We start from the raw sequence: 22,309 nt of genomic DNA on the forward strand, positions 1-22,309 counted from the left end.
GGTACTGGCTCACCTCTTTAATCCGTGTCAGAACCAGACCTGATCAAAACAAGGACGCGCGATATGGCATTTGGCAAAGGACATCACCTTCACCTGATCGACGGGTCGGCCTTTATCTTTCGCGCCTATCACGCGCTGCCGCCGCTGACGCGCAAATCCGATGGTTTGCCGATCGGTGCCGTTTCCGGCTTTTGCAACATGCTGCAACGGTATGTCGAAGGGAACGCTGGCTCGGACGTGACTCATGTCGCGGTGATTTTCGACAAGGGCAGCCACACGTTTCGCAACGAGATGTACGATCAGTACAAAGCCAATCGTGAGGAAATGCCCGAAGATCTGCGGCCGCAGATCCCGCTGACCCGTCGCGCGACCGAGGCGTTCAATATCGCGTGCGAAGAAATGGAAGGCTTTGAGGCCGATGACATCATCGCCACCCTTGCCGTGCAGGCGCGCAAAGCCGGGGGGCGGGTCACGATCATTTCGTCTGACAAGGACCTGATGCAGCTTGTCGGGGATGGCGTCGAAATGTTCGATGCCATGAAAAACCGCACCATCGACCGTGAGGGCGTGTACGAGAAATTCGGGGTTTACCCCGAACGGGTCGTCGATGTTCAGGCATTGGCCGGCGACAGCGTGGACAACGTGCCGGGCGCGCCGGGCATCGGGATCAAGACTGCGGCGCTGTTGATCAACGAGTTCGGGACGTTGGAAGAGCTGCTCGACCGCGCAGAAGAGATCAAGCAACCCAAACGCCGCGAGACGCTCATTGAAAAGCGCGAGCAGATCGAGCTCAGCAAGAAGCTTGTTCTACTGGATGAGAATACACCGCTCGATTTCACGTTGGACGATCTTGAGGTGCGAGAGCCTGACCCGGACAAGCTTCTGACGTTCCTCGCTGAAATGGAATTCCGCACCCTGTCGAAGCGCATCGCGGATGCCCTCGAGGTCGAGCCGCCGGTTATTCCCGATACGACACCCGAAGGGGCCAATCCTCCGACCGATGACGCGCCGGAACTCCCGCCGATGAAAACCGACAACTATGAATGCGTGCGCGACCTCGCGGCGCTTCAGACGTGGATTGATCTGGCGAATGAAAAAGGCTGGGTCGCCTTCGATACCGAGACAACTGGGCTGAATGAAATGACCGTCGATCTTGTCGGGATTTCGCTATGCGTGGAGCCCGGTTCGGCCTGTTACATCCCGCTCACCCACCGCGCCGAAGGGGGAGAGGGGCTTTTTGGGTCGGATGACCTTGCCGAAGGGCAAATCCCGCTCGAGGATGCGCTGAAGGCCCTGAAGCCGTTGCTGGAGGACCCGGCGGTGATGAAGATCGGGCAGAACATGAAATACGACGCCAAGATCATGGCGCGCTATGGCATTGACCTTGCCCCGATAGACGACACGATGTTGATGTCCTACGCGATGAACGCGGGCCTGCACGGGCACGGGATGGACACGCTGAGCGAGCGGTATCTCGGGCACGCGCCGATTCCGATCAAGGACCTGCTTGGAACGGGAAAAAGCCAGATCACCTTTGATCGTGTGCCGATCGACAAGGCCGTGCCCTACGCCGCGGAAGATGCGGAAATCACCCTACGCCTCTGGCAGATGTTCAAACCGCAACTGCACAAAACCAAAGTGACCCGCGTCTACGAAACGATGGAGCGTCCCTTGGTGCCGGTGCTGGCCGAGATGGAGATGGCCGGGATCAAGGTTGACCGCGGCACGCTTTCGCGCATGTCCAATGCGTTCAGCCAAAAAATGGCAGGGCTTGAGGACGAGATTTACGAGCTTGCCGGGCGTAAGTTCAATGTCGGCTCGCCCAAGCAGTTGGGCGAAATCCTGTTTGACGAAATGGGGCTAGAGGGCGGAAAGCGCGGCAAGACCGGGGCCTATGCCACCGGGGCGGATGTGCTCGAAGATCTCGCCACCGAACACGAATTGCCGCGCCGCGTTCTCGACTGGCGACAGCTTTCCAAGCTTAAGTCGACCTACACGGATGCCTTGCAGGATCACATCAATCCCGACACCGGTCGCGTGCATACTTCCTATTCCATTGCCGGGGCGAACACCGGTCGCTTGGCCTCGACCGACCCGAATTTGCAAAACATCCCGATCCGATCCGAGGAAGGCCGCCGCATCCGCGAGGCGTTTGTGGCCGAAGAGGGCAAGACGCTGGTGGCTCTCGATTATTCCCAGATCGAACTGCGCATCCTTGCCCATATCGCCGATATTCAGGCGCTCAAGGACGCGTTCAAGGAAGGCCAGGACATTCACGCCGCGACGGCGTCCGAGATGTTCAACGTCCCGCTGGATGAGATGACACCAGACGTGCGCCGTCAGGCCAAGGCAATCAACTTCGGGGTGATCTACGGCATTTCCGGGTTTGGTCTTGCGCGCAATCTGCGCATTCCGCGCGCCGAGGCGCAGGGCTTTATCGACCGCTATTTCGAACGGTTCCCGGGCATCAAGGCCTATATGGATGAGACGACGGAATTCGCGAAGACACACAATCGTGTCGAAACCCTGTTTGGCCGTGTGATCCACACGCCGGAAATCAACGCCAAGGGGCCGCGCGCCGGCTTTGCCAAACGCGCCGCGATCAACGCACCCATCCAAGGCACCGCCGCCGATATCATCCGCCGGGCGATGATCCGGATGCCCGATGCGATTGCGAAACTGCCGGTCAAGATGCTGCTTCAGGTGCACGACGAACTGCTTTTCGAAGTCGAGCAGGGGGCCGAGGAAGAGCTGATCAAGGTCGCCCGCGACGTGATGGAAGGTGCCGCGGACCCGGTGGTTCATCTGACCGTCCCATTGGTCGCGGATGCCGGGCAGGGCAAGAATTGGGCCGAGGCGCATTGAGGATTTGAAGGCGTCAAGGCGGTGACAACAGCCCCGAAGACGCACGTGTAGACGAACGTGCCTTTCGGCTTCATTTCGCTCTCGGAAAATCTGGTGATGGTCGGGATGGGCGTCTGGATGTTGCTGGTGTAGCCTGACCGGAGCCTAGATCGATGCGCCGGAGTGCCTGTGACAGCTGCACTGAGAATTCCGAACCGAACAGCGCGGCAGCTTTGGCTCTCCGTCAACGGGCTTGGATCGGCTCCGATCGGTCCAGTTGATCCGGGAGCGACGATACGGGACCTCGGCTTTGTGCAACTGGATACGATCCAGGTCGTTTCGCGCGCCCATCACCATATCCTTTGGAGCCGAAACCAGAATTACCGAGAACCGATGCTGGATGGCCTGCTTGCCCGGGACCGCGCTGTCTTCGAGCATTTCACCCATGACGCTTCCGTTCTGCCGATGGACTTTCTGCCGATGTGGCAGCGACAGTTTCGACGCATGAAGGATAAGGTCAGCCGTTCTTCCTGGTACGGTAAGCATCTGGATCAGGATCATTTGGGCCACATCAAACGACGGATCTCCGATGAAGGCCCGCTAAGCACCCATGATTTCGACACGAAGATCGAGGGCAAGCGCGAGATGTGGAAGCGTCCGCCGCACAAGATTTGCCTCGATTACCTTTGGTATGCCGGGGAATTGGCGACGTGCCATCGCGAGGGGTTCACCAAGTTCTATGATCTTGCCGAGCGTGTCTTTCCCGCGCATCTGCGCAAACGCGAGGTCGCTGACCAAGCGCAGATTGACTGGCTGTGCAACGCTGCTTTGGACCGGATCGGGATCGGGACGCTCGGTGAAATCCGGAAGTTCTGGGACGCGGCGGATGTTCCTGAAGTTGCGGGCTGGGCAGAGCGCCACAGGGCGTCGCTCGTTCCGGTCGAGGTGCAATCCGCCGATGGTGTCTGGACCAAGGCGTTTGCTGCGCCGGACATCGAAGATCGCATCGCGGCGGCCTCTCCGGCGACCTCCCGGTTGCGCATTCTCAACCCGTTCGATCCTGCGATCCGCGACCGCGCGCGACTGAAGCGGCTCTTCGGGTACGACTACACTGTCGAGATGTTTGTTCCTGCCGCCAAGCGACAATGGGGCTATTACGTTTATCCGCTGCTCGAAGGGGACCGGTTGGTGGGGCGGATCGAGGTGAAAGCCGATCGCGTAAAAGGTGCGCTCACGGTGCAAAACCTTTGGTGGGAGCGCGGTGTGAAACCCACAGGGCCCCGCATGCAGAAACTCGAGAGCGAACTCGTGCGTCTGGCACGGTTGGTGGGCGTAGACCATGTGGTCTGGGCAACCCACCCCGCCTAGGCACATCGCGGATCGCGCGTAAGTCAGCAGCTACCGGAAGTCATGGGAGTCAGATCAGCCCGGCGTCTTTGAACAATGTCTTGAGGTCAGCTTCGGGCCGCGGTCCGATATGTGAAATCACCTCGGAAGCAGCAACACAGCCCATACGTCCACTCGTTTCCATATCGCGGCCGGTGGCGAGTCCGTAGAGAAAGCCAGCGGCGAACTGATCGCCCGCGCCGGTCGCATCCACCGGGACGACTTTCTCGACCGGAATATCGGTACGTTCACCATCGCGAATGATAGACACGCCGTCCCCGGACCGTGTGCACACCACCAGCGGGCAGATTGCCGAAACAGCGGACAGATCGGCCTCGAGATCGTTGTTCTGGTAAAGCGACATGATTTCGGCTTCGTTGCCGATCACGTAGTCCATTTCATGCTCGATCAGGTTCAGAAAATCGTCGCGGTGACGCTCCACGCAGAACGGATCGGAGATCGCGATACCGGCTTTGCCACCCGCCGCGCGACAGGTGCGAGCGGTGCGGATGAAAGCGTCTTTGCCCTTGTCCTTGTCGAAGAGGTAGCCCTCAAGAAACACAACTTCGGCTTCCGCCGCCACGTCTTCCGATACGTCCTCGGGGCCAAGCTCGGCCGAGATGCCGAGATAGGTGTTCATCGACCGTTCCCCATCCGGCGACACGAAGATCATCGAGCGCGAGGTAGGCAACTCGCCACCCGCAACCGGCGGGTTCACGAAGCTCGTTCCGTCCTTCTCCATCGCATCGGCGTAGAACCGGCCCAGTGCGTCGTCATGGACACGTCCGATGAAGCCAGTGCGCAGGCCGAGGTTGCCCAGTCCAGCCAATGTATTGGCCACAGAGCCGCCGGGGGTCTGTACACGTTCCTTCATCGCGGCATAAAGCGTCTCGCCGCGTTCGCGTTCGACCAGTTGCATGATGCCTTTCTGAATCCCCATCAGGTCCAGAAACGTGTCTTCGGCCCGTGCGATCACGTCGACAACGGCGTTTCCTATACCGACAACTTGGTACTTCTTGCTCATTCGGTTTTGTCCTCGAATTGACAGAGATCGCGGATCACGCAGACGCCGCATTTGGGTTTGCGGGCAACGCAGGTGTAGCGCCCGTGCAGGATCAGCCAGTGATGCGCGTGCTGTTGAAAGTCGACCGGGACGTGATCCTCGATCGCGCGTTCGACGGCGACCACGTCCTTGCCCGGACAAATGCCGGTGCGATTTCCGACGCGAAAGATATGGGTGTCCACGGCCTGCGCCGGGTAGTGCCACCACATGTTCAAAACCACATTTGCCGTTTTGCGCCCGACACCTGGCAGGCTTTCCAGCGCGGCACGCGAATTGGGCACCTCACCGCCGTAATGATCGACAAGGATCTGGCTAAGCTTGATGACGTTCTTGGCCTTGTTGCGATAGAGGCCGATGGTCTTGATGTACTGGATCACGCCCTCTTCGCCGAGCGCCAGCATCTTTTCCGGCGTATCGGCGATCTTGAATAGCTCGCTCGTGGCCTTGTTCACGCCAACGTCGGTGGCCTGTGCCGAAAGCGCCACCGCCACGACGAGAGTGTACGCGTTCACGTGCTCAAGCTCGCCCTTTGGTTCGGGGTCGACCGCTTGAAAACGGGTGAAGATCTCGCGGATCGTGTGGTAGTCAAGCTGCTTGGCCATATCGCCCGGTATGCCGCGCTGGGAAATCGGGGGCAAGCCTGTAACTTGCGCAGCTTTCGGGTCGTCGCGCGAGGCTGGATTGCGCTAGGTGTTGAGGAAATTACGCAGGAAAGGGCGGTCCGATGCAAACGCTCACGGAAGACACTCATGGATATCATTTCCACGTCATGCGCCGCGCGCTCGATGTAATCGACAGCAATGATCCTTCGGTGACGCTCGAAGAACTTGCCGCGCAGATGAACATGAGCCCGGCCCATTTCCAGCGCGTGTTTTCGCGGTGGGTGGGGGTCAGTCCGAAACGCTATCAGCAGTATCTGACCCTGGGCCACGCCAAGGCATTGTTGTCCGAACGGTTCACCACATTGGAAACCGCACATGCTGCAGGTCTGTCCGGTGGGGGGCGCTTGCATGACCTCTTCCTGCGATGGGAAGCGATGAGTCCCGGCGACTTTGCCCGCAAGGGCGATGGTCTGACGATTTTCTGGGGCTGGTTCGAAAGCCCCTTTGGTCCCGCGCTGGTTATGGGCACGGAAAAGGGATTGTGCGGAATTGGCTTTACCTCGGAATGCTCGGAAGAGGAGGCGATGCTCGATTTGCGGAGCCGATGGCCAAACGCGACCTATCTAGAAGCGCCAGATCGCCTTGCCCCTTGGGTAAAAAGCGCCTTTGGCCAGGCCGAAGAAGACGTTCCATTGTTCATGATTGGCGCACCGTTTCAGATAAAGGTGTGGGAGGCTTTGATGCGGATACCGTCGGGCCATGTGACCACCTATTCGGAAATCGCCGAATTCATCGGGCATCCCAAGGCGGTCCGGGCTGTCGGAACCGCGGTCGGGCGCAATCCGATCAGTTACCTGATCCCGTGTCACCGTGCCTTGCGTAAATCCGGTGGACTGGGTGGTTATCACTGGGGCCTTCCCGTGAAGCGCAGTATTCTGGCCTGGGAGTCCGCCCGCGCCGAAGCCTGAACGGTGCGCGGAAACGCGCCGATTTCCTCACGACAAAAGGGTTCTACCGGGGTATGTTATCGCATAGCAGGCGAGAGAGCCTTACAATCAGGTGCAGTTAAGCGAGGCAAATCTATGACACTTTCCAAACTATCCTTGACCACGGCGCTGTGTGGCGCGTTCTTGCTGTCGGCCTGTACCGACCCGAACGATCCGAACCGCCAAGCCAAGACCGGGGCGCTGGTCGGCGCAGGCACGGGTGCTGTCGTTGGCGCGCTGATGGGCAACGACCCCGAAGAGCGGCGCCGCAACGCCGTTCTTGGTGCGGCCATTGGCGGCGGTGGCGGTGCGATCATCGGCAACCAGCTCGACAAGCAGGAAGCCGACCTTCGCGCGCAGATCGGTAACGACAACGTCACCATCCGCAACACCGGTGACCGTCTGATCGTGACCCTGCCGCAGGACATTCTGTTCGCAACCGACAGCGCATCCTTGCGTCCGGACCTTCAGCGCGATCTGCGCAGTGTCGGGCAAAACCTTCTGGCCTACCCGGACACCACCGTTCAGGTCATCGGGCACACCGACAACACCGGTGATGCGGGTTACAACCTGAATCTGTCGCGTCAGCGGGCACAATCGGTCGCCAACATCCTGATGAGCGAGGGCGTTCCGTCCTTCCGGATCCAGAGCATCGGACGCGGCGAGGATCAGCCCATCGCGAGCAACCTGACACCCGATGGTCGCGCTCAGAACCGACGGGTCGAGATCGTCATTCTGCCGAACGCCTGATCGCTTCAGATCAGTCGCATTAAAGATGGCCCGCACCTTTCTGGTGCGGGCTTTTTTGTTTTCTTCGGACGTCCAGACTTGTCACCTGTTCCCTCCGATCCACGTTGCACCGCGATAAACAGGAGACTTTCCATGGCAGACCTCACCCTTCTCGGACTTTGCGGCTCTCTGCGCAGCGGTTCGACGAACCGATTTCTTATGCACGAGGCCGCACGCCGTTTCGGCCCATGCAACTTCGTCGAAGGGGATCTGCGCTTGCCGCTTTATGACGGCGATCTGGAAGACGAGTCCGGTATTCCGAGTGCCGTGCAAACTCTGTCAGATCAAATCGGTGCTGCGGATGCGGTGATCGTTGTGACACCGGAATACAACAAAGGCATTTCGGGTGTTCTGAAGAACGCTCTCGATTGGGTTAGCCGCACGAAAGAGGCGCCTTGGGCAGACAAGCCGGTCGCGATCATGTCGGCAGCTGCGGGTCGCGCTGGTGGCGAAAGGGCGCAAAACATGGCCCGTCTCTGCCTGACGCCCTTCCGGCCGCACCTGATCACAGGACCAGAGGTCATGGTTGCGGCGACGTCTCAGCAATGGGACGAAGAGGGTCGTCTAACCAATGAGCTTAACGCGAAAGTGCTGGATGATCTGATGAAAATTCTTAGCGGGCATGCCGAGGCGGCACGTTTTGGATAATCAGCAGCCTGTGCCCTTTGTTACGACGCTGACCGTTTTCCAGATGACCGCGATGTCCTGAGCGAAGGTCACTTTGCTCAGGTACTCCGCATCATATTTCGCGCGTTCGGCAAAGCTGCTTTCGTGGCGGACGGACACTTGCCAAAAGCCGGTCAGACCGGGGCGCAGTGCGTAATACGCCGATCCAGGATAAAGTGCCTGCTGGTCCAGCATCATCGGGCGCGGCCCGACCAGCGACATGTCACCCTTGAGAACATTCCAAAGCTGCGGCAGTTCATCGAGCGATGTCTTGCGAAGGATGTGACCGACCTTCGTGATGCGGGGGTCGTTGCGCAGTTTCTGATTGCGATCCCATTCGACCCGCGCCGCGGGGTTGCTCCGAAGATGGTCTTCAAGCGCCCGATCTGCATCCGCAACCATGCTGCGCAGTTTCCACATCTTGAACGACTTGCCGAAGCGGCCGACGCGGGTCTGGTGATAGAAGGGCGATCCACCGTCGCGCGCCACAAGCAATGCACACATTCCGAGAACAAGAAGGACCGGCAGCGCAGCCATAAGGACGAGAACGATGTCGAGCCCTCGCTTGACGTGGTCCCGGTAAAGAATTCTCGGTTCGGATTTCGAAAACGCGGCGTCGACCATCGTTTTGATGTCTGTGCCAGGCAGCGGTTGGCGAATGTGCAGTGTCATCGAAGCACCCTTTTGACCCTTTGTGCCGGGCCGGCTGCATGGCTACCGATGGCGTGCAAAAGCTGGTTGCCTGAAGCGTCTCGCGACAGGCATCAAAGCGGGTTTTTCCCGGCTTTTTTACTTTTCAAACTACGTGGCAGATTTCAGCAGACGAACCCTAAGCAACTCCCAAGTGGAAGCACCAACCCCCAAGTGCCAAACTAAAACATGGCAGGAATGTGGCCTGCCGGAACATGGCCTGTTTATGACGTTCCGCCTCATTTAGGTCAACTTTCAGAATGCGGGGAAACTCCTAGATGAGTTTCCATTATGAAAATAACCTTTAAGGCGAGCGTAATGGGCGGAAAAATTCCGATACTTACCGGGCAATCACTTTTCTCCACCGGCTGGCAATCTTATGCTTTTATCGCTTGGACGTAAAAAGTGGCCGCAGAAAGGTGTTTGCCAAAGTCACTTTTCTCGCTCGGGATTTGCGTAATTTTTGAGTTGAATAGCGCGAATTTCGTATGATTGGGCGAAGATTTTCACATATTCTGCCCGCAATTCATCAAGAAGCTTTGAATTGTTTCCAAGCGCTTAGCGTCTCATGCTGAATTTTTCATGACGACGACAGTCGTATTGTTGGCGAGGTGCGAACAGTATTGCGAGACTCGACCGCAGAGCGTTGGACCACATGGTGAAAAATGCGTTGTTAAAACGACTAATTTTGACAGATCACAAAGTGACACAAATTGAAACACTTTGGGCGGAAATTGGGCAGCCGCTCCTTCTCGAGTGTCTCAATTGTGGTCGAATCATGTCCGGATTTCGAGAATCGGGTGAGACTTGGGCGCGGATGGACAGGTTGCGCCACAATCGGTGAAGGTTTATCTGCACCTGATCGTTCCCGAGCCAGGATGGTTTTCCATGTCCCACAAAGTCTATGAGCGCGATCTTCCGGATGATCTTGATCTGGGTCCCGAGGTTGCCATTGATTGTGAGACGATGGGTCTTCACCCGCACCGCGACCGGCTCTGTGTGGTGCAACTGTCCGGCGGTGACGGGACGGCGCATCTTGTGCAGATCGAGAAGGGCCAGACATCCGCGCCCAATCTCGAAAAGCTGCTCGCGGACCCTGCGGTGCTCAAGCTGTTTCACTTCGGGCGCTTCGACATCGCGGCATTGCAGAACACCTTCGGCGTTGTCACAGCGCCGGTGTATTGCACGAAGATCGCGAGCCGTCTGGTGCGTACGTATACCGATCGTCACGGGCTGAAGGTGCTTTTGCAGGAATTGGTGGGCGTCGACATTTCGAAGCAACAACAATCCAGCGACTGGGGCGCAGAGACCCTGAGCCAGGCGCAGGTGGAGTACGCGGCATCCGATGTGCTTTATTTGCATAAGCTCCGTGATGCCCTTCAGGCGATGCTGGAGCGCGAAGGTCGGGCAGAGCTTGCGCAGTCGTGTTTCGACTTTCTTCCGACACGCGCCTATCTTGATCTTGCCGGGTGGCCCGAGACAGACATCTTCGCGCATTCCTGAATTGGAAGGGTAAATGTACTCGCAGATCATCGCCTGGTTGAAGATCCTGCTCCCGCTCGGTGCGCTTGTCCTCCTGTCCACGATTTTTCTCTATTCGCGCAGCCCGGATCCGATTGCACGGATCCCGGTTTTGACCGGTGGTGCCGATCCGACGACGACGGAACAGGTCGGCAGCCCTTTTTACTCGGGCACGACCGATGGAGGGCAGGGACTCACACTCGCGGCGCGGACGGCGCGGTTCAGCGGAGACGATGACACGGGCATGGTTGCGGATGATCTTCAGGCCATTATCGACATTGACGATGGCAATCGCATCGTGATCGACGCGACCCTTGGTCAGATGGACCAAGGAGACCGATTGCTCTTGCGCGACGGGGTCACGCTGGAAAGCAGCTCGGGTTACACTGTGCGGACCGACGGACTGAACGCCGCCATTGACCGCATCGCGATCGAAAGTACAGGACCCGTCGATGCAGATGGGCCTGGTTTGACGCTCTCGGCGGGAAAGCTCCAAGTCGATGGGGCGCAAGCGGGCGACGATATTCAGTTACTGTTCACCGACGGGGTAAAGCTGGTATACACGCCGCAAATGGACGAGGCCGAGTGATGATGCGAACAGTGATGACCGTTGCGATGCTTGGCTTTGCTGTTGCCGCGAATGCTCAAAGCACCGAGGTCGCCTTTGGCACCGGGCAGCAGGATACGTCCCTGCCTGTCGAAGTGAGCGCGGACACCCTTTCGGTTTCGCAGAATGACGGGTCGGCGCTTTTCACGGGCAACGTGGTGATCGGCCAGGGTGAGATGCGCCTCTCAGCGCCTCGAGTGCTCGTTTTCTACACCGAAGGTCAGAGTGGCGTTGAGCGATTGGAGGCCACTGGTGGCGTGACACTGGTGAACGGCGATCAGGCCGCCGAAGCGGACACGGCCGAATACGAGGTCAACCGCGGTACCATCCGGATGCTGGGCAATGTACTGCTGACTCAAGGTGCCAACACGCTTGTGTCCGACAGCATGGATGTGGACCTCGAAAACGGCACCGCCCTGATGAATGGGCGGGTTCGGACGGTGTTCCAATCAGGTGACAATTGATGACTGGTCCGAATCTCTCGGTCACCGAAGGGCAAAGCGGCCTCATCGTTCGGCACCTTCGCAAGAGTTACAAGAAACGCGTCGTGATCCGCGATGTGTCGCTGGAAGTCCACCGTGGCGAGGTCGTTGCCTTGCTTGGTCCGAATGGCAGCGGGAAGACGACGTCTTTCTACGCCATTGCCGGACTGGTGAACCCGGAAGGCGGCCAGGTGCTGATCGATGGCCAGGATGTGACGTACCTGCCGATGTATCGCCGCGCGCGTATGGGCATTGGGTATCTGCCGCAGGAAATGTCGATTTTTCGGGGAATGAGCGTCGAAGACAATATCAACGCCATCCTCGACATCAGCCAGCCTGATCGACACAAGCGACGCGAACGGCTCGAAGAGCTTCTTGGCGAGTTTTCCATCGAACATCTGAGACGTGCGCCCGCGCTCGCACTGTCCGGGGGCGAACGGCGTCGCGTGGAAATCGCACGCTGCCTCGCGGCCGATCCGAAATACCTGCTTCTGGACGAGCCCTTCGCCGGTGTCGATCCAATCAGCGTGGGCGATATCCGTCACCTGGTCGCTGACCTCAAGAAACGGGGCATCGGGGTCCTTATCACCGATCACAATGTCAGAGAGACGCTCGAGATCGTGGATCGGGCATACATCCTGCACGACGGCAAGGTTCTGATGTCGGGATCGCCAGACGAAGTTGTGCGCAACGAGAATGTCCGTCGCGTGTACCTGGGTGACAGTTTCCGCATCGGATAAACTCTGCCGCTTTCGACGGAAACGATTGACACGCAGGCGTTGCAGGATTGAAATGGTGCCATGGCGTTTGAAGACTCAGACCGTCAATTTCTGCTCTGCCCGCCACACCGGCTGGATAATGAAACACAACGGTCAGCACGCCATTTTTCTTTTGTATTCGAACCGCGCACCGGCCTCACCGGTGCCGTTCGGCTGCAAAGCTAAAACAATAAAAAGGATATCCTATGCGTTACCAGATAACCGGCAAACAGATCGATGTTGGTGAAGCGCTCCAGACCCATGTCCAGACCGAACTTGAAACGATGCTTGGCAAATATGCCGGTCGTCCGACGGATGCGACGGTGATCTTTTCGAAAAGCGCACACGAATTCGTTTGTGAGACAGTGGTGCATCTGTCGACCGGTTTGAACGCAACTGCCAAGGCCCACGCTACGGAAATCTACGCGGCGTTCGACGCCTGTTGCGAGAAGATGGACAAGCAGTTGCGCCGCTACAAACGGCGTCTCAAAGATCACCACAAGGACCGCACAGAACCTGTTGAACTCTTTGGAGCATCCTCATATATCCTCGCCAGCGACGTAGATACGCAGGACGATGAGCCGGAGTCGCTTCAGCCCATTATCGTGGCCGAGATGGAGACCAAAATCCCGTCTTTGACCGTGGGCGAGGCGGTGATGCAAATGGAGTTAGCGGGGCTACCGGTACTGGTGTTCCGAAATGACAAAAAGGACGGTGTGAACGTCGTGTATCGCCGGGAAGATGGAAACATCGGCTGGATTGATCCGTAACGTCAAGATACGCGCAACGTTCGTCCAATAAACGAGCAGCACATGAAATTTGCAGATTTGTTGAACCAGAAGGCCGTCAAGGCCGTCACGAGCGCATCCAGCAAGAAACGTTTGATGCACGACATCGCTGACGTGGCCGAGTCTGCCTACGGCATATCTGCACCGCGTGCCGTTGAAGCGTTGCTTGAACGCGAAAGCCTTGGCCCAACCGGTGTGGGCCATGGCGTTGCTCTGCCGCACGCCCGGCTTGATGGTGTCGAGTCAGTCGTCGGTGTCTTCATTCTTTTGGAAAAACCGATTGATTTCAAAGCTGTCGACCGGCAGCCAGTGGACGTTGTTTTCGCGTTGTTCGCCCCGGAGGATGCAGGGGTTGAACATCTCAAGGCGCTGGCGCTCGTGTCGCGGACGCTGCGCGATCAGAATTTCTGCGCGAAACTCCGGGCGAATCCTGATCCGGCGACCCTTCACACGATCATCACCGAAGTGGCAGGCGTTCAGGCAGCGTAACGATTGATGCCTAGGCTGGATGTCGCGGATCGAAATCGGTGAATCCGAACATCATGTAATCTCTCGGATAGACCTCTCGGCAGAGCCGTTCGAGAGAGGCGTCGTAGATCGATGCGAGGCGGTCTTGCAATGGGTCTGCGCTCGCGGGAAGGTCCGGCATTTCGTCCAGCCCTATCCATCTTCCAAGCTGCTGAAGATCGGATGAAAGCGTGTCTTCCCTGAACAAGTGGTCTGGCAGGCAAAACTCGGACATGCCTTGCAGGCACGCAACTTGACTGGCCCAATGGGTATCGACCCGGATACTGGTCTGACCGTTCAGATTTGATTTCAGGAAATGCAGGAATTTTTCGAAAGCCGCGCGGTGCGCGCGCAGATCGTAGCCCGGGTCCTCGGGTGCCTCGGGCAAATCGAAGTCATGAAAGCGCGCCAGCTGTTGTCGGATCTTGGTGAAACTTCCCGGGCCGGTGCCAAGGATCTTGTCGCAGAACGCAGCGTGCGCGCGCAAGAGCGGATGGCGCAAGACGGTGAAGCGTCGATGACCGGGGTGATCCTGCATCCAGCCGCGTAGGGTCTTCTGATTGAATTTGGAGATCAGATCGGCCCCGTTCCCTTCCACCAACGACATCCATCGCAGCACCTGATCTTCCAGTGCGGAGCGGATCGGCATGAACAGAAGCGGGAGGCTTTGACAGGCGACATAGGACGGGACGACCGGCCCGCGACGCGGCTCGAAATTCGGCGTCCGTGAAAGGTCGAACCGATCGAGGCTACGCAATGCAGCTTCCATCTGGTCGTAATTGACGACCTTCTCGGACAGGGCCTGCGGGTTTTGCGGCTTCAGATTGCTCTGGAAGGCATCAGGTTCAACCTCGGCACCGAGGAAGCGGGCGAGACCGCTCAGGACCTCGGTGTCATGCAGATCGTCGTAGCCGATATAGAACGCTGTTTGGCCGGTGACCTGAAGGGCGCGCATGATCTCCATCTGGAAGCTTTGCATGCTGCCGGTGTGACGCTCGAATTCGTGCAGATCGAAATGCGCCTTGGCGTCCTTGCGGTTCTGGACATTGGTGAGTTTCCACTGATCCGTTGCCCGCGCGATCTTGAGGCTGATGTAGCTGTCCAGCGGGTTGCGGGTGAGCACGATCTTCGCGCAACGTGGGTCCGACAGGATCGACGCCAGAATGCGGGGGTCGTGATCATGAAAATACCGGAATCCGCCAAGGCCGTCGGTCTCTTGACGAATGGCGCGAAGTAGGCGGTCCGGATTGTCCTCACGCTGGCGCTGGGTCACACCGAGAATATCGGTGCGGTTAGGATACCCGATGAAATTCGAGTTGAAGGCTTCGCCGTGGCTTGTGATGCCGTCGATCTGGTTAAGGTAGTCTTCCAGCAAATTGGACCCGGTCCGCATCTCGGCGAAAACGACGAAGAAATCGAAGGGTCCGGTCACGGCTTACTTCTTCACGAGATAGGGCCGGGGGCGCGGCGCATCGCGGGATGGGCCCTGAGCAATGGGATCGGCCGGGAAATCACCCATCAGGTACGGGTGCATGCCCTGGTTCTTGAGGTTCTGAAGGAACTGGCCAAAACCCGTCAGATCGACCATCAATGGGGCTTCGGTCAGGCGCCTGTTGGGTTGCACCCCGATTTCATCGACGATGACCTGGATGGCCTCCATCGGGCTCTCCATGAACTCCGCCATGGTCCAGATGCGTTTGCGGCACGTGGCGTATGGCGACCTGAGCGCATCCAGCATCTCGGTTTCGATCTTTTGCAGCTGCGCCGCCTCGCGCCTCAGATCGGTAAAACTTCGGTTTGATTGGAACAGCGGGATCGCCCAGGCGCCGCTGATGACCGACATCTGAGCATTTGGGTCTTTTGCAATATCCCAGATCACGTGTCGGGTGCTGTTTGGGCCAAGCTGGAAGCACTGCCGTTCGCCACGGGTGTTCCAAAGCAGGTTGGTCAGAAACATCTTGGGATCGTAGTCTCGCAACACCGGGTTGTCCGACAACGCGCCGTTCATGAAGCTTTGGCCCTCTGCGAAATGCGCCCGATCCGGCGCGAACAGATGACCATGAACGCGCGCGCCTGTCACCTGCGCGAGCCACGGTTCGAAATCCGTGAAAAGCTCCGTGAAGCCTTGGAACACTGAATACTTGGCCGCGGTCACGCCGTTTTCCCAGTCTTCGTTGGGGAACCGGCTTTGCATGTAAAGCCCGGGACGCCCGCGCGTGCGGCGGTCCACAGCTTTGGCAAAAATGCGGTCGATCTTGCCCGGATTGGGCTCCTGCAAACTAAGCTCACCGGGTTTCGGGTTCAGAAAAGTCTCGTACAGCCGGTCCGCGTTGTGCCAGATTTTTCGGGCGACAAAGCAATCCGAGCGGCGCAGCAACTGAAGATGGTCGTCATAGAAAATGTGCGGTTTGCCTTGGAAGTCGAACTTGGAAAGCGTCAATGACCGACTGATGACGTTTGTGGAATACAGGCGGGTAAGGGTCTGGAAGTAGCTTTCGTCCGGGATCCAGACGTGACGGAAGTACTTGTCGTAGACCTTGCGTTTCGGGTCTTCGAGGATTGAGGACAATGTCTGACGTGTGAGGCACCACCATTGGCTACCCATGTGCGGCGTCAGGCCCTCTGGGATCTTGCGTTTGTAACCGACCTTACGCTGCAATTCGACGAAGCGGTCGAACAGATACCTGTTGCGCCGCCAAGAGAAAGGGAAGCGCAGCGTAAATCGTTCCTCGTCCAGTCCACCGATTGTCCAAGGCACATCGGCGGTGGTGGCGCTTTCGATATGGTCGGTGCGCGGGCGCGCCTTGAGGTAGTCGATCAACTCCTGCACCGGGCGCAGAGGGAGGCACGAGCCCGAGGTGAGGTAGACGTGGCTCACCTCTTCGAACTCGGCCAGCATCAGTTCGCTGGCATCTTGGCTTGCGGCGACAAGCCCCCACGTGCCCCAATCACAGCGATGTCTGCGCGAAAAGCGGATCAGGGGATCGTCGCTGAGACGTTCGGTGAAGATCTTGTAACGCTTGTTCGACACGATCTGATCGACATGGATCACAACCGGACATCCAGCCTTTGTCCAGTGGCGCGCGACCTGTTCGGCGCGGTGCAGCGCCGTGTGGGCCAGCATGATGATCCCGATGCTCATGCCCAGTTGCCCATGGACATCAGGCCGAGGATCTCAAGTTGGCGCCAGTTGATGTATTTTTCCGACCACTTGCACCAAAGCTCGGGATTGTCCTGAAGAGCAGAGGCGTAGGCGACGTATTCTTGGCTGCCGGCATAGTGTTCGCGGCGCTTCAGCTCTTCCATCGCCTTTTCATTGAACGTGCTGATGAACTTGGTGTGCAACAGCGCGCCGGACGCTTTTTCTCCACCCCATTCGTCGTAGACGTAGTTGAGACCGCGCGGCAGAAGCATGTGGGTCGAGCTGGCGTAGGCGTAGCGGTGATGCCACTTCACCAGCGGGATCTTGTTCAGTGCAGGGGCCGCTTCGGGCCGGTCGGCGAAGAACACCCGCGCGCGTGGGCCGCCCTGGATCCAGAGATTGCCCAAAAGGTGATTGCGCTTGAGCGTGTAATTCCCGGAGTCGAACCACGATGCAATTTCCAGCGGGTCCTGTCCGGCCTGATATGGCACTGCGTCGATCCGGCCCTTGGGATACATATCCAGCAACATCGCGCTGAAGGATCGGATCGACGACGCGTCAAGCCAGTCCGTGAGCGCGGGCAAGGGACGCGAGTCGCAGAACGGGTAAACGAAGAATTCGTCGGGATCGACGGTGAGGCACCAGTGATCGTGGCCGTATTTGCGCAGAAGCCAGTTCATCCAGTCCATTCCGAACCGGGACCGTTTGTAGCTTTTGCGCGAATGCCAGACCGACACATCGGGTTGTTGCGCCAGCAGTTCGGCGGTGCCATCCGTACTGTCGTTGTCGACGAAAAAGAAATGGGACACCCCCATCTCTCTGTAATACTTCAGGAAATAGGGAAGGCGAACACCCTCGTTTCGCAGGGTGCAGAACAGTAGAATGTCGGTCTTGCGGATGCGGTCGGTGCGATTTGAAACGGGTTTCAATTCGCGGCGTTTGCGGAACGCGCGAAGCCTCCAGCGTTTGCGCTGGAGTCGTAACCCATATCGTTGCACCACTCCCAAGAGCCAGCTGCCTGTGTCTGTGGTCGCACGTGTCGCGTGGGTATCAAAGAAGTGTAAACAGCTTGTTGAAGTGTGCCTGCCACGTTGGAGCCGAAAACGACCCCGAGCCTATGTGTTCACCGCTTTGTTCCCAGCGTCTCTGCGCCAGTTGCTCGATCTTATTGCGCCAAACGTAGCAATCTGATTCGTCTGCGTAAATAGGGTAATCGTCCAAGAGTTCCTTGAAGACCGGCAAGGGGTTGCAGATCAGCGGCACACCGAGCAGCGCGGCCTCCATCGCCGGGTATCCGAACCCTTCGGCCAAGCTTGGAAAGAGCAGTCCGCTGCTGCGCTGCAAAAGGGCCCACATCGCGGCGTCGTCAAGGTCGGGCAATTCGTGCACATTGGGTGGCCTGCGGTCCAGCCGTTCGAAGACGTCTGCGTTGAGCCATCCGCGCCGCCCGCAAAGGATCAGGTGCGGGTCGTTCGGGCCCGAAAAGTCCGACCAGAGATCAAGCAAGAAACCGATATTCTTTCGGGGCTCGATCGTGCCAATCGCAACGAAGTAGGGGCGGTCTTCCCAAGATCCGGAAGGCGCGGTTCCGATGCGCATGTCGGGCAATCCGGGCAGGAGATTGTGCACATTTTCTTGAGAAAGATGTGTTGCGCGGTCCAGGATCCGCGAACGGGTGTCCTGAGAATTGCAAAGAACCGTGTCCGCGTGACGATCCACGCGGGCAAAGAAGCGCTTGAAGGCAAGCCTGGATTTCTGCGTTTGCGTGTCAGGCCAGTCCAGCGGGATCGTATCATGCAGGTAGATGACGTTGCGCGCTGCGTTGCAGGCGCGCAAAGCGTGGATGATGCGATCATTGAAGTTTATTTGTCCGACATTGAAATACACCGCCCCGTCGGGAAGGTGACGTTTTAGCATCTTCGTCAAACGTGACGGAATGGCGCGATCCAGCGCAATTTTCCGTAAACCGCTTTCCGTTCGCCCTCGCGCCGCATCGGCCTTGCGAGACACCTTCGAGATCAGATCAGCGCTCTGCCAGATCGGCGTATCGCAGTGTGCGCGCAGGGCGGCGCAGCCGTCTTTATCGAGCAGCAGAAAGCCAAGCTTGGTCCGCACGAGCCCGAAGAGCGGCGCCGGGTCCTGGATCAGATGGTCGATATAGGCCCGTTCGATCCTGTCGATCCCGGTCGGACGTTGCCGCGCGCGACTGACCGTTCTTGTGACATCCAAAAGATGCGCCGGGGCAGGGCTATTCGCGGTAGTCTGCAACTTGATGCCACCGCCATGCGTCCTCAATCATCTGGTGCATGGTTGATTGCCGCGGTTGCCAATTAAGCTCCTCCTCGGCCCGAGTGGAGCCGGAGACGAGTTTCACCGCATCTCCGGCCCGCCGGTCACCAAGGGTGGTCGGAACGTCGCGATTGGTAACGCGCCGAGCGGAGTCAATCACCTCGCGCACGGAAAATCCCGATCCCGTGCCAAGGTTGAACACCTCATTACCCTTGCCCTCCATCAGCCAGCGGAGACCGAGAACATGCGCATCCACGAGGTCGGAAACATGCACGTAATCCCGAATACAGGTGCCGTCTTCGGTCGGATAATCCGTGCCGTAGATGGTCACACCATCCCGAATACCGGCCACGGCATCCAGGACGATCGGAATGAGATGCGTTTCCGGGCGATGGAATTCGCCAACCTCTGCCTCGGGGTCAGCCCCGGCGACGTTGAAGTAGCGAAAGATGACGTGTCGCAAGCCATGGGTCACGCCGAAATCGTGAAGGATACGCTCCACCGTCAGTTTAGATGCCCCATACGCGTTGAGCGGTTCCTGCGGCGACGATTCATCCAGAACCACGTTGTCTTGGTCGCCGTACGTTGCGCAGGTCGACGAAAACACGAAATCAAGACAGCCATGTTCGACGGCCGCTTCGATGAGGTTGAGCGATCCCAACACGTTATTGCGCCAGTAAAGGCCGGGATTGCTCATCGCCTCATCGACGCGGCTTAATGCTGCGAAATGCAGGATGGCCTTGGGATCGTGTTCCTGAAAGACGCGTGCGATGCTGGATTTGTCGGTCAGATCGCCTTCGACGTAAGGCCCGAAGCGCACGGCATCGCGCCACCCGGTCGAAAAATTGTCGAAGGTGATGGGGGTGAAACCGGCCCGCGCGAGCGCCTTACAGGCGTGCGATCCGATATAGCCCGCGCCGCCCGTAACAAGAATGTCCATGCTTTACTCTGCCGCGTTGTCGATCTGCATCACTGAATCAAGGAAGCTGCGAAGGTCGTCCTTGAGATCGTCGCGCGCCAGGCCGAAGGCAACAGTCGCCTGCAAAAAGCCGGCTTTCGACCCGCAGTCGAACCGTTGGCCGTTGAACCGGTAGCCATAAACCCCGGTCCCGTCGATTTCCTGCGCGATTGCGTCGGTCAGTTGAATCTCGCCCCCTGCACCGGTCTTGAGCTTGTTGAGGTTTTTCAGAACCTTTGGATCAAGGATGTAGCGGCCAATTACGGCGAGGTTCGATGGCGCGTCTTCGACCTTGGGTTTTTCGACCATGCCCTTGACCGAAACCATCGCACCCATGTCTTCCTTAACGTCAAGGATGCCGTAGCTCGACGTCTTGTTTTTCGGGACTTCCATCGCCGCAACCATGTTGCCACCGGTTTCCTCGTAGGCTTCGACCATCTGTTGCAGGCATGGCTTTTCGGCAGAGATCACGTCGTCGGGCAACATGACGGCGAAGGGTTCGTTCCCGATCAGACGGCGCGCGCACCAGACCGCGTGCCCCAGCCCCAGCGCTTTGTGCTGCCGCATATAGGCAATCGCACCGCTTTCCATGTTCGTCGATTTGAGATCTTCGAGAATGGCGGTTTTGCCCTTTTTACGCAGTTCTTGCTCGAGAATGGGTGACTCGTCGAAATAATCCTCGAGCGCGCTTTTCCCGCGCGAGGTGATGAAGATGAATTCCTTGATCCCGGCAGCTCGGGCTTCGTCGATGGCGTACTGCACCAACGGGCGATCCACGAGGGTCATGATCTCTTTCGGGACGGACTTCGTAGCAGGCAGAAAGCGTGTTCCAAGCCCGGCAACCGGGAAGACGGCTTTTGTCACTTTTCTACGCATCGGGCTGCTCCTTATGTGGTCGCGTCTTACTGCGCGTTTCCGTTTATGCCACAATATTTGCTTCAGGTGTATGACTTAACTGCGGAATTAATACGGTCTTTTGTCGGAATCCCGCTCATTGCCCAATCAATGATCCCTCTTTCGCGCGTATTCGGTCCAAGCGTTCCAGCGTTTTCCGGACGCGCTGTTCCAGCGTGCTTTTTTGGATCAATGGCTCATCACGATGTTCGCGACCGAAGATCCCACCGGTGTGCAGCCAATAGCCATCACTGGTGAATTCGACACGGTGATAGCGGGGTGTCGGTCGGTAATCGAAGACAGTCACCCTGTGGCCCTGTCCGACCAGCGCCCTTGCTTTTTCCGGCGTGGTTTCGCGTCCGGTCCGCGACGAAATCAGATAGATGTCGTTATTCGGTGACTGGATATCGCGCGAAGAGAATGTGCTTCTCTGCGAAAACGTCGGCTCGGGAACGCCTGATCGTCCAGCCCCGTCTTCGTACCCATCCGTCAATTCCTGGATCAACCGATAGGCCCGATCCGGCGTAAGAGCCCCGCGCACCATATGATTGATGATCCAGCTTCGCCGGTCCTTGAGAAACGCTGCGCGCGCGGCATATCTGTGGGCTATTTCACAATGTTTGCGGTGAAAAATCGCGGCGGAGGCTGCGATTTCAAAGACGCGGCGCGGGGTTCGTTCCTCGTCGCGATACCGGCTCGGCCCGCTGGCATGATGCACGACCGCTTGGGGGACATAGGCAGTCCGCCCGCCGCTTTTGGTTATGCGATAGCTCAGATCGGTTTCGTCGAGGTAAAACGCAAGCCGTTCATCAAATCCACCGTGCGAGACAATAACCTCCCGCCGGATCGCCATGTTCGTTCCGTGCAGTCTTGGGTGGCGGTCGCCGTCGGGGTCGATGATCACCCCTTTTAATTCGGCACCGTCCACCGGATAGGTTTGGCCCGCCGCCGAAACCCGCGCTGCGGCGTGTTGCACCGTGATCCCGTTGCGGCCAAGGGTTGTGCCTCCGGCCTGCGCGACAGAAGAGTTTTCAAACGCCGAAGAAAGATGCCAAAGCCAGGTCGGCTCGGGCACGGCATCATCGTCGATGAACGCAATGATATCGCCAGCCGCGGCGTCGACGCCTTTGTTCCTGGCGGCAGAGATATTCGCACGATCAGCGGTTAAGACGCGTTCGACCTTCATTTCCTGCGCAATCTGCGCGCCATCTGAACAGGCGACCACGACCACTTCAAAGCGGGTATAATCCAGTTGGCCGATGGCGCGCAGGCATTGCTTCAACCAGTCGGGCCTGTTCCAACTGACCACAACAACGCTGACCGCAGGCGACGCCATC

The 22,309-nt window shown here is 58.2% G+C and carries 21 protein-coding genes; 11 read left to right on the plus strand and 10 right to left on the minus strand.

Annotation, left to right across the window (positions count from 1 at the left end; translation table 11 throughout):
* Window positions 1-63 precede the first annotated feature (63 nt).
* Together polA and Q1B16_RS10065 are read left to right on the plus strand one after the other, a co-directional pair.
* Window positions 64-2,865, plus strand: a complete 2,802-nt coding sequence (polA, locus tag Q1B16_RS10060; RefSeq protein WP_299787414.1) for a DNA polymerase I — start codon at window positions 64-66, stop codon at window positions 2,863-2,865.
* Window positions 2,866-3,033: 168 nt separating this feature from the next.
* On the plus strand, window positions 3,034-4,212 hold the full coding sequence (locus Q1B16_RS10065) for a crosslink repair DNA glycosylase YcaQ family protein (RefSeq protein WP_299787417.1): 1,179 nt from the start codon (window positions 3,034-3,036) through the stop codon (window positions 4,210-4,212).
* Between the two features lie 49 nt (window positions 4,213-4,261).
* Here Q1B16_RS10065 and Q1B16_RS10070 read toward each other — a convergent pair whose 3' ends face one another.
* Together Q1B16_RS10070 and nth are read right to left on the minus strand one after the other, a co-directional pair.
* On the minus strand, window positions 4,262-5,254 hold the full coding sequence (locus Q1B16_RS10070) for an adenosine kinase (RefSeq protein ID WP_299787420.1): 993 nt from the start codon (window positions 5,252-5,254) through the stop codon (window positions 4,262-4,264).
* Complete coding sequence (nth, locus tag Q1B16_RS10075; RefSeq protein WP_299787858.1) at window positions 5,251-5,895, minus strand: endonuclease III; 645 nt, start codon at window positions 5,893-5,895, stop codon at window positions 5,251-5,253. Before nth ends, Q1B16_RS10070 begins: the two co-directional genes overlap by 4 nt.
* Window positions 5,896-6,017: 122 nt before the next feature.
* On the opposite strand from nth, the gene Q1B16_RS10080 reads away from it, so the two are divergent.
* The 3 genes from Q1B16_RS10080 to Q1B16_RS10090 all read left to right on the plus strand — a co-directional run bounded on the left by Q1B16_RS10080 (window position 6,018) and on the right by Q1B16_RS10090 (window position 8,318).
* On the plus strand, window positions 6,018-6,863 hold the full coding sequence (locus tag Q1B16_RS10080; RefSeq protein ID WP_299787423.1) for a bifunctional helix-turn-helix domain-containing protein/methylated-DNA--[protein]-cysteine S-methyltransferase: 846 nt from the start codon (window positions 6,018-6,020) through the stop codon (window positions 6,861-6,863).
* 114 nt (window positions 6,864-6,977) lie between these two features.
* Window positions 6,978-7,631 (plus strand): OmpA family protein, encoded by a 654-nt coding sequence (locus Q1B16_RS10085; RefSeq protein WP_299787427.1) that lies wholly within the window; start codon window positions 6,978-6,980, stop codon window positions 7,629-7,631.
* 132 nt (window positions 7,632-7,763) lie between these two features.
* Window positions 7,764-8,318: an NAD(P)H-dependent oxidoreductase gene (locus tag Q1B16_RS10090; protein ID WP_299787430.1), complete on the plus strand. Its 555-nt coding sequence runs from the start codon at window positions 7,764-7,766 to the stop codon at window positions 8,316-8,318.
* On the opposite strand, the gene Q1B16_RS10095 is transcribed toward Q1B16_RS10090, so the two are convergent.
* Entirely contained in the window at window positions 8,319-9,008 is a 690-nt protein-coding gene (locus tag Q1B16_RS10095; protein WP_299787433.1) for a sugar transferase, read from the minus strand. It abuts the gene before it with no gap.
* Between the two features lie 906 nt (window positions 9,009-9,914).
* On the opposite strand from Q1B16_RS10095, the gene Q1B16_RS10100 reads away from it, so the two are divergent.
* The 6 genes from Q1B16_RS10100 (at window position 9,915) to Q1B16_RS10125 (ending at window position 13,671) form a co-directional block, all read left to right on the plus strand.
* Window positions 9,915-10,529: a ribonuclease D gene (locus Q1B16_RS10100; RefSeq protein WP_299787435.1), complete on the plus strand. Its 615-nt coding sequence runs from the start codon at window positions 9,915-9,917 to the stop codon at window positions 10,527-10,529.
* Window positions 10,530-10,542: 13 nt separating this feature from the next.
* Window positions 10,543-11,136: a hypothetical protein gene (locus Q1B16_RS10105; RefSeq protein WP_299787438.1), complete on the plus strand. Its 594-nt coding sequence runs from the start codon at window positions 10,543-10,545 to the stop codon at window positions 11,134-11,136.
* The gene (locus tag Q1B16_RS10110) at window positions 11,136-11,618 is read left to right on the plus strand and encodes an LptA/OstA family protein (protein WP_299787441.1); all 483 of its coding nucleotides are present in this window, start codon (window positions 11,136-11,138) and stop codon (window positions 11,616-11,618) included. Before Q1B16_RS10105 ends, Q1B16_RS10110 begins: the two co-directional genes overlap by 1 nt.
* On the plus strand, window positions 11,618-12,376 hold the full coding sequence (gene lptB, locus Q1B16_RS10115; RefSeq protein ID WP_299787444.1) for an LPS export ABC transporter ATP-binding protein: 759 nt from the start codon (window positions 11,618-11,620) through the stop codon (window positions 12,374-12,376). The genes Q1B16_RS10110 and lptB overlap by 1 nt, the downstream gene beginning before the upstream one ends.
* A gap of 224 nt (window positions 12,377-12,600) precedes the next feature.
* On the plus strand, window positions 12,601-13,164 hold the full coding sequence (gene raiA, locus Q1B16_RS10120; protein WP_299787447.1) for a ribosome-associated translation inhibitor RaiA: 564 nt from the start codon (window positions 12,601-12,603) through the stop codon (window positions 13,162-13,164).
* Window positions 13,165-13,206: 42 nt separating this feature from the next.
* Window positions 13,207-13,671, plus strand: a complete 465-nt coding sequence (locus tag Q1B16_RS10125) for a PTS sugar transporter subunit IIA (protein WP_299787450.1) — start codon at window positions 13,207-13,209, stop codon at window positions 13,669-13,671.
* 10 nt (window positions 13,672-13,681) lie between these two features.
* Here the strand turns inward: Q1B16_RS10125 and Q1B16_RS10130 are convergent, their stop codons facing one another.
* The 7 genes from Q1B16_RS10130 to Q1B16_RS10160 form a co-directional block, all read right to left on the minus strand.
* Entirely contained in the window at window positions 13,682-15,121 is a 1,440-nt protein-coding gene (locus tag Q1B16_RS10130; RefSeq protein WP_299787453.1) for a sulfotransferase family 2 domain-containing protein, read from the minus strand.
* Between the two features lie 3 nt (window positions 15,122-15,124).
* Window positions 15,125-16,831: a beta-1,6-N-acetylglucosaminyltransferase gene (locus Q1B16_RS10135; RefSeq protein ID WP_299787455.1), complete on the minus strand. Its 1,707-nt coding sequence runs from the start codon at window positions 16,829-16,831 to the stop codon at window positions 15,125-15,127.
* Window positions 16,828-17,838 carry a glycosyltransferase family 2 protein gene (locus Q1B16_RS10140; RefSeq protein ID WP_299787458.1) on the minus strand — a complete coding sequence of 337 codons (1,011 nt, stop codon included), beginning with the start codon at window positions 17,836-17,838 and terminating at the stop codon, window positions 16,828-16,830. Before Q1B16_RS10140 ends, Q1B16_RS10135 begins: the two co-directional genes overlap by 4 nt.
* A gap of 43 nt (window positions 17,839-17,881) precedes the next feature.
* Entirely contained in the window at window positions 17,882-19,060 is a 1,179-nt protein-coding gene (locus Q1B16_RS10145) for a glycosyltransferase (protein ID WP_299787461.1), read from the minus strand.
* Window positions 19,061-19,079: 19 nt separating this feature from the next.
* The gene (gene galE / locus Q1B16_RS10150; protein WP_299787464.1) at window positions 19,080-20,060 is read right to left on the minus strand and encodes a UDP-glucose 4-epimerase GalE; all 981 of its coding nucleotides are present in this window, start codon (window positions 20,058-20,060) and stop codon (window positions 19,080-19,082) included.
* A gap of 3 nt (window positions 20,061-20,063) precedes the next feature.
* Window positions 20,064-20,954, minus strand: a complete 891-nt coding sequence (galU, locus tag Q1B16_RS10155) for a UTP--glucose-1-phosphate uridylyltransferase GalU (protein WP_299787467.1) — start codon at window positions 20,952-20,954, stop codon at window positions 20,064-20,066.
* 115 nt (window positions 20,955-21,069) lie between these two features.
* Complete coding sequence (locus Q1B16_RS10160) at window positions 21,070-22,308, minus strand: glycosyltransferase (RefSeq protein WP_299787470.1); 1,239 nt, start codon at window positions 22,306-22,308, stop codon at window positions 21,070-21,072.
* Window position 22,309 lies beyond the last annotated feature (1 nt).

The sequence above is a fragment of the uncultured Marivita sp. genome, from assembly GCF_947488135.1.
Lineage (GTDB): Bacteria > Pseudomonadota > Alphaproteobacteria > Rhodobacterales > Rhodobacteraceae > Marivita.

Bases quoted from the DNA above. Each gene is read 5' to 3' on its own strand.
- polA (WP_299787414.1), top strand. From the start codon at position 64: ATGGCATTTGGCAAAGGACATCACCTTCACCTGATCGACGGGTCGGCC.
- Q1B16_RS10070 (WP_299787420.1), bottom strand. From the start codon at position 5,254: ATGAGCAAGAAGTACCAAGTTGTCGGTATAGGAAACGCCGTTGTCGAC.
- nth (WP_299787858.1), bottom strand. From the start codon at position 5,895: ATGGCCAAGCAGCTTGACTACCACACGATCCGCGAGATCTTCACCCGT.
- Q1B16_RS10080 (WP_299787423.1), top strand. From the start codon at position 6,018: ATGCAAACGCTCACGGAAGACACTCATGGATATCATTTCCACGTCATG.
- Q1B16_RS10085 (WP_299787427.1), top strand. From the start codon at position 6,978: ATGACACTTTCCAAACTATCCTTGACCACGGCGCTGTGTGGCGCGTTC.
- Q1B16_RS10090 (WP_299787430.1), top strand. From the start codon at position 7,764: ATGGCAGACCTCACCCTTCTCGGACTTTGCGGCTCTCTGCGCAGCGGT.
- Q1B16_RS10095 (WP_299787433.1), bottom strand. From the start codon at position 9,008: ATGACACTGCACATTCGCCAACCGCTGCCTGGCACAGACATCAAAACG.
- Q1B16_RS10100 (WP_299787435.1), top strand. From the start codon at position 9,915: ATGTCCCACAAAGTCTATGAGCGCGATCTTCCGGATGATCTTGATCTG.
- Q1B16_RS10105 (WP_299787438.1), top strand. From the start codon at position 10,543: ATGTACTCGCAGATCATCGCCTGGTTGAAGATCCTGCTCCCGCTCGGT.
- Q1B16_RS10110 (WP_299787441.1), top strand. From the start codon at position 11,136: ATGATGCGAACAGTGATGACCGTTGCGATGCTTGGCTTTGCTGTTGCC.
- lptB (WP_299787444.1), top strand. From the start codon at position 11,618: ATGACTGGTCCGAATCTCTCGGTCACCGAAGGGCAAAGCGGCCTCATC.
- raiA (WP_299787447.1), top strand. From the start codon at position 12,601: ATGCGTTACCAGATAACCGGCAAACAGATCGATGTTGGTGAAGCGCTC.
- Q1B16_RS10125 (WP_299787450.1), top strand. From the start codon at position 13,207: ATGAAATTTGCAGATTTGTTGAACCAGAAGGCCGTCAAGGCCGTCACG.
- Q1B16_RS10135 (WP_299787455.1), bottom strand. From the start codon at position 16,831: ATGAGCATCGGGATCATCATGCTGGCCCACACGGCGCTGCACCGCGCC.
- galE (WP_299787464.1), bottom strand. From the start codon at position 20,060: ATGGACATTCTTGTTACGGGCGGCGCGGGCTATATCGGATCGCACGCC.
- galU (WP_299787467.1), bottom strand. From the start codon at position 20,954: ATGCGTAGAAAAGTGACAAAAGCCGTCTTCCCGGTTGCCGGGCTTGGA.
- Q1B16_RS10160 (WP_299787470.1), bottom strand. From the start codon at position 22,308: ATGGCGTCGCCTGCGGTCAGCGTTGTTGTGGTCAGTTGGAACAGGCCC.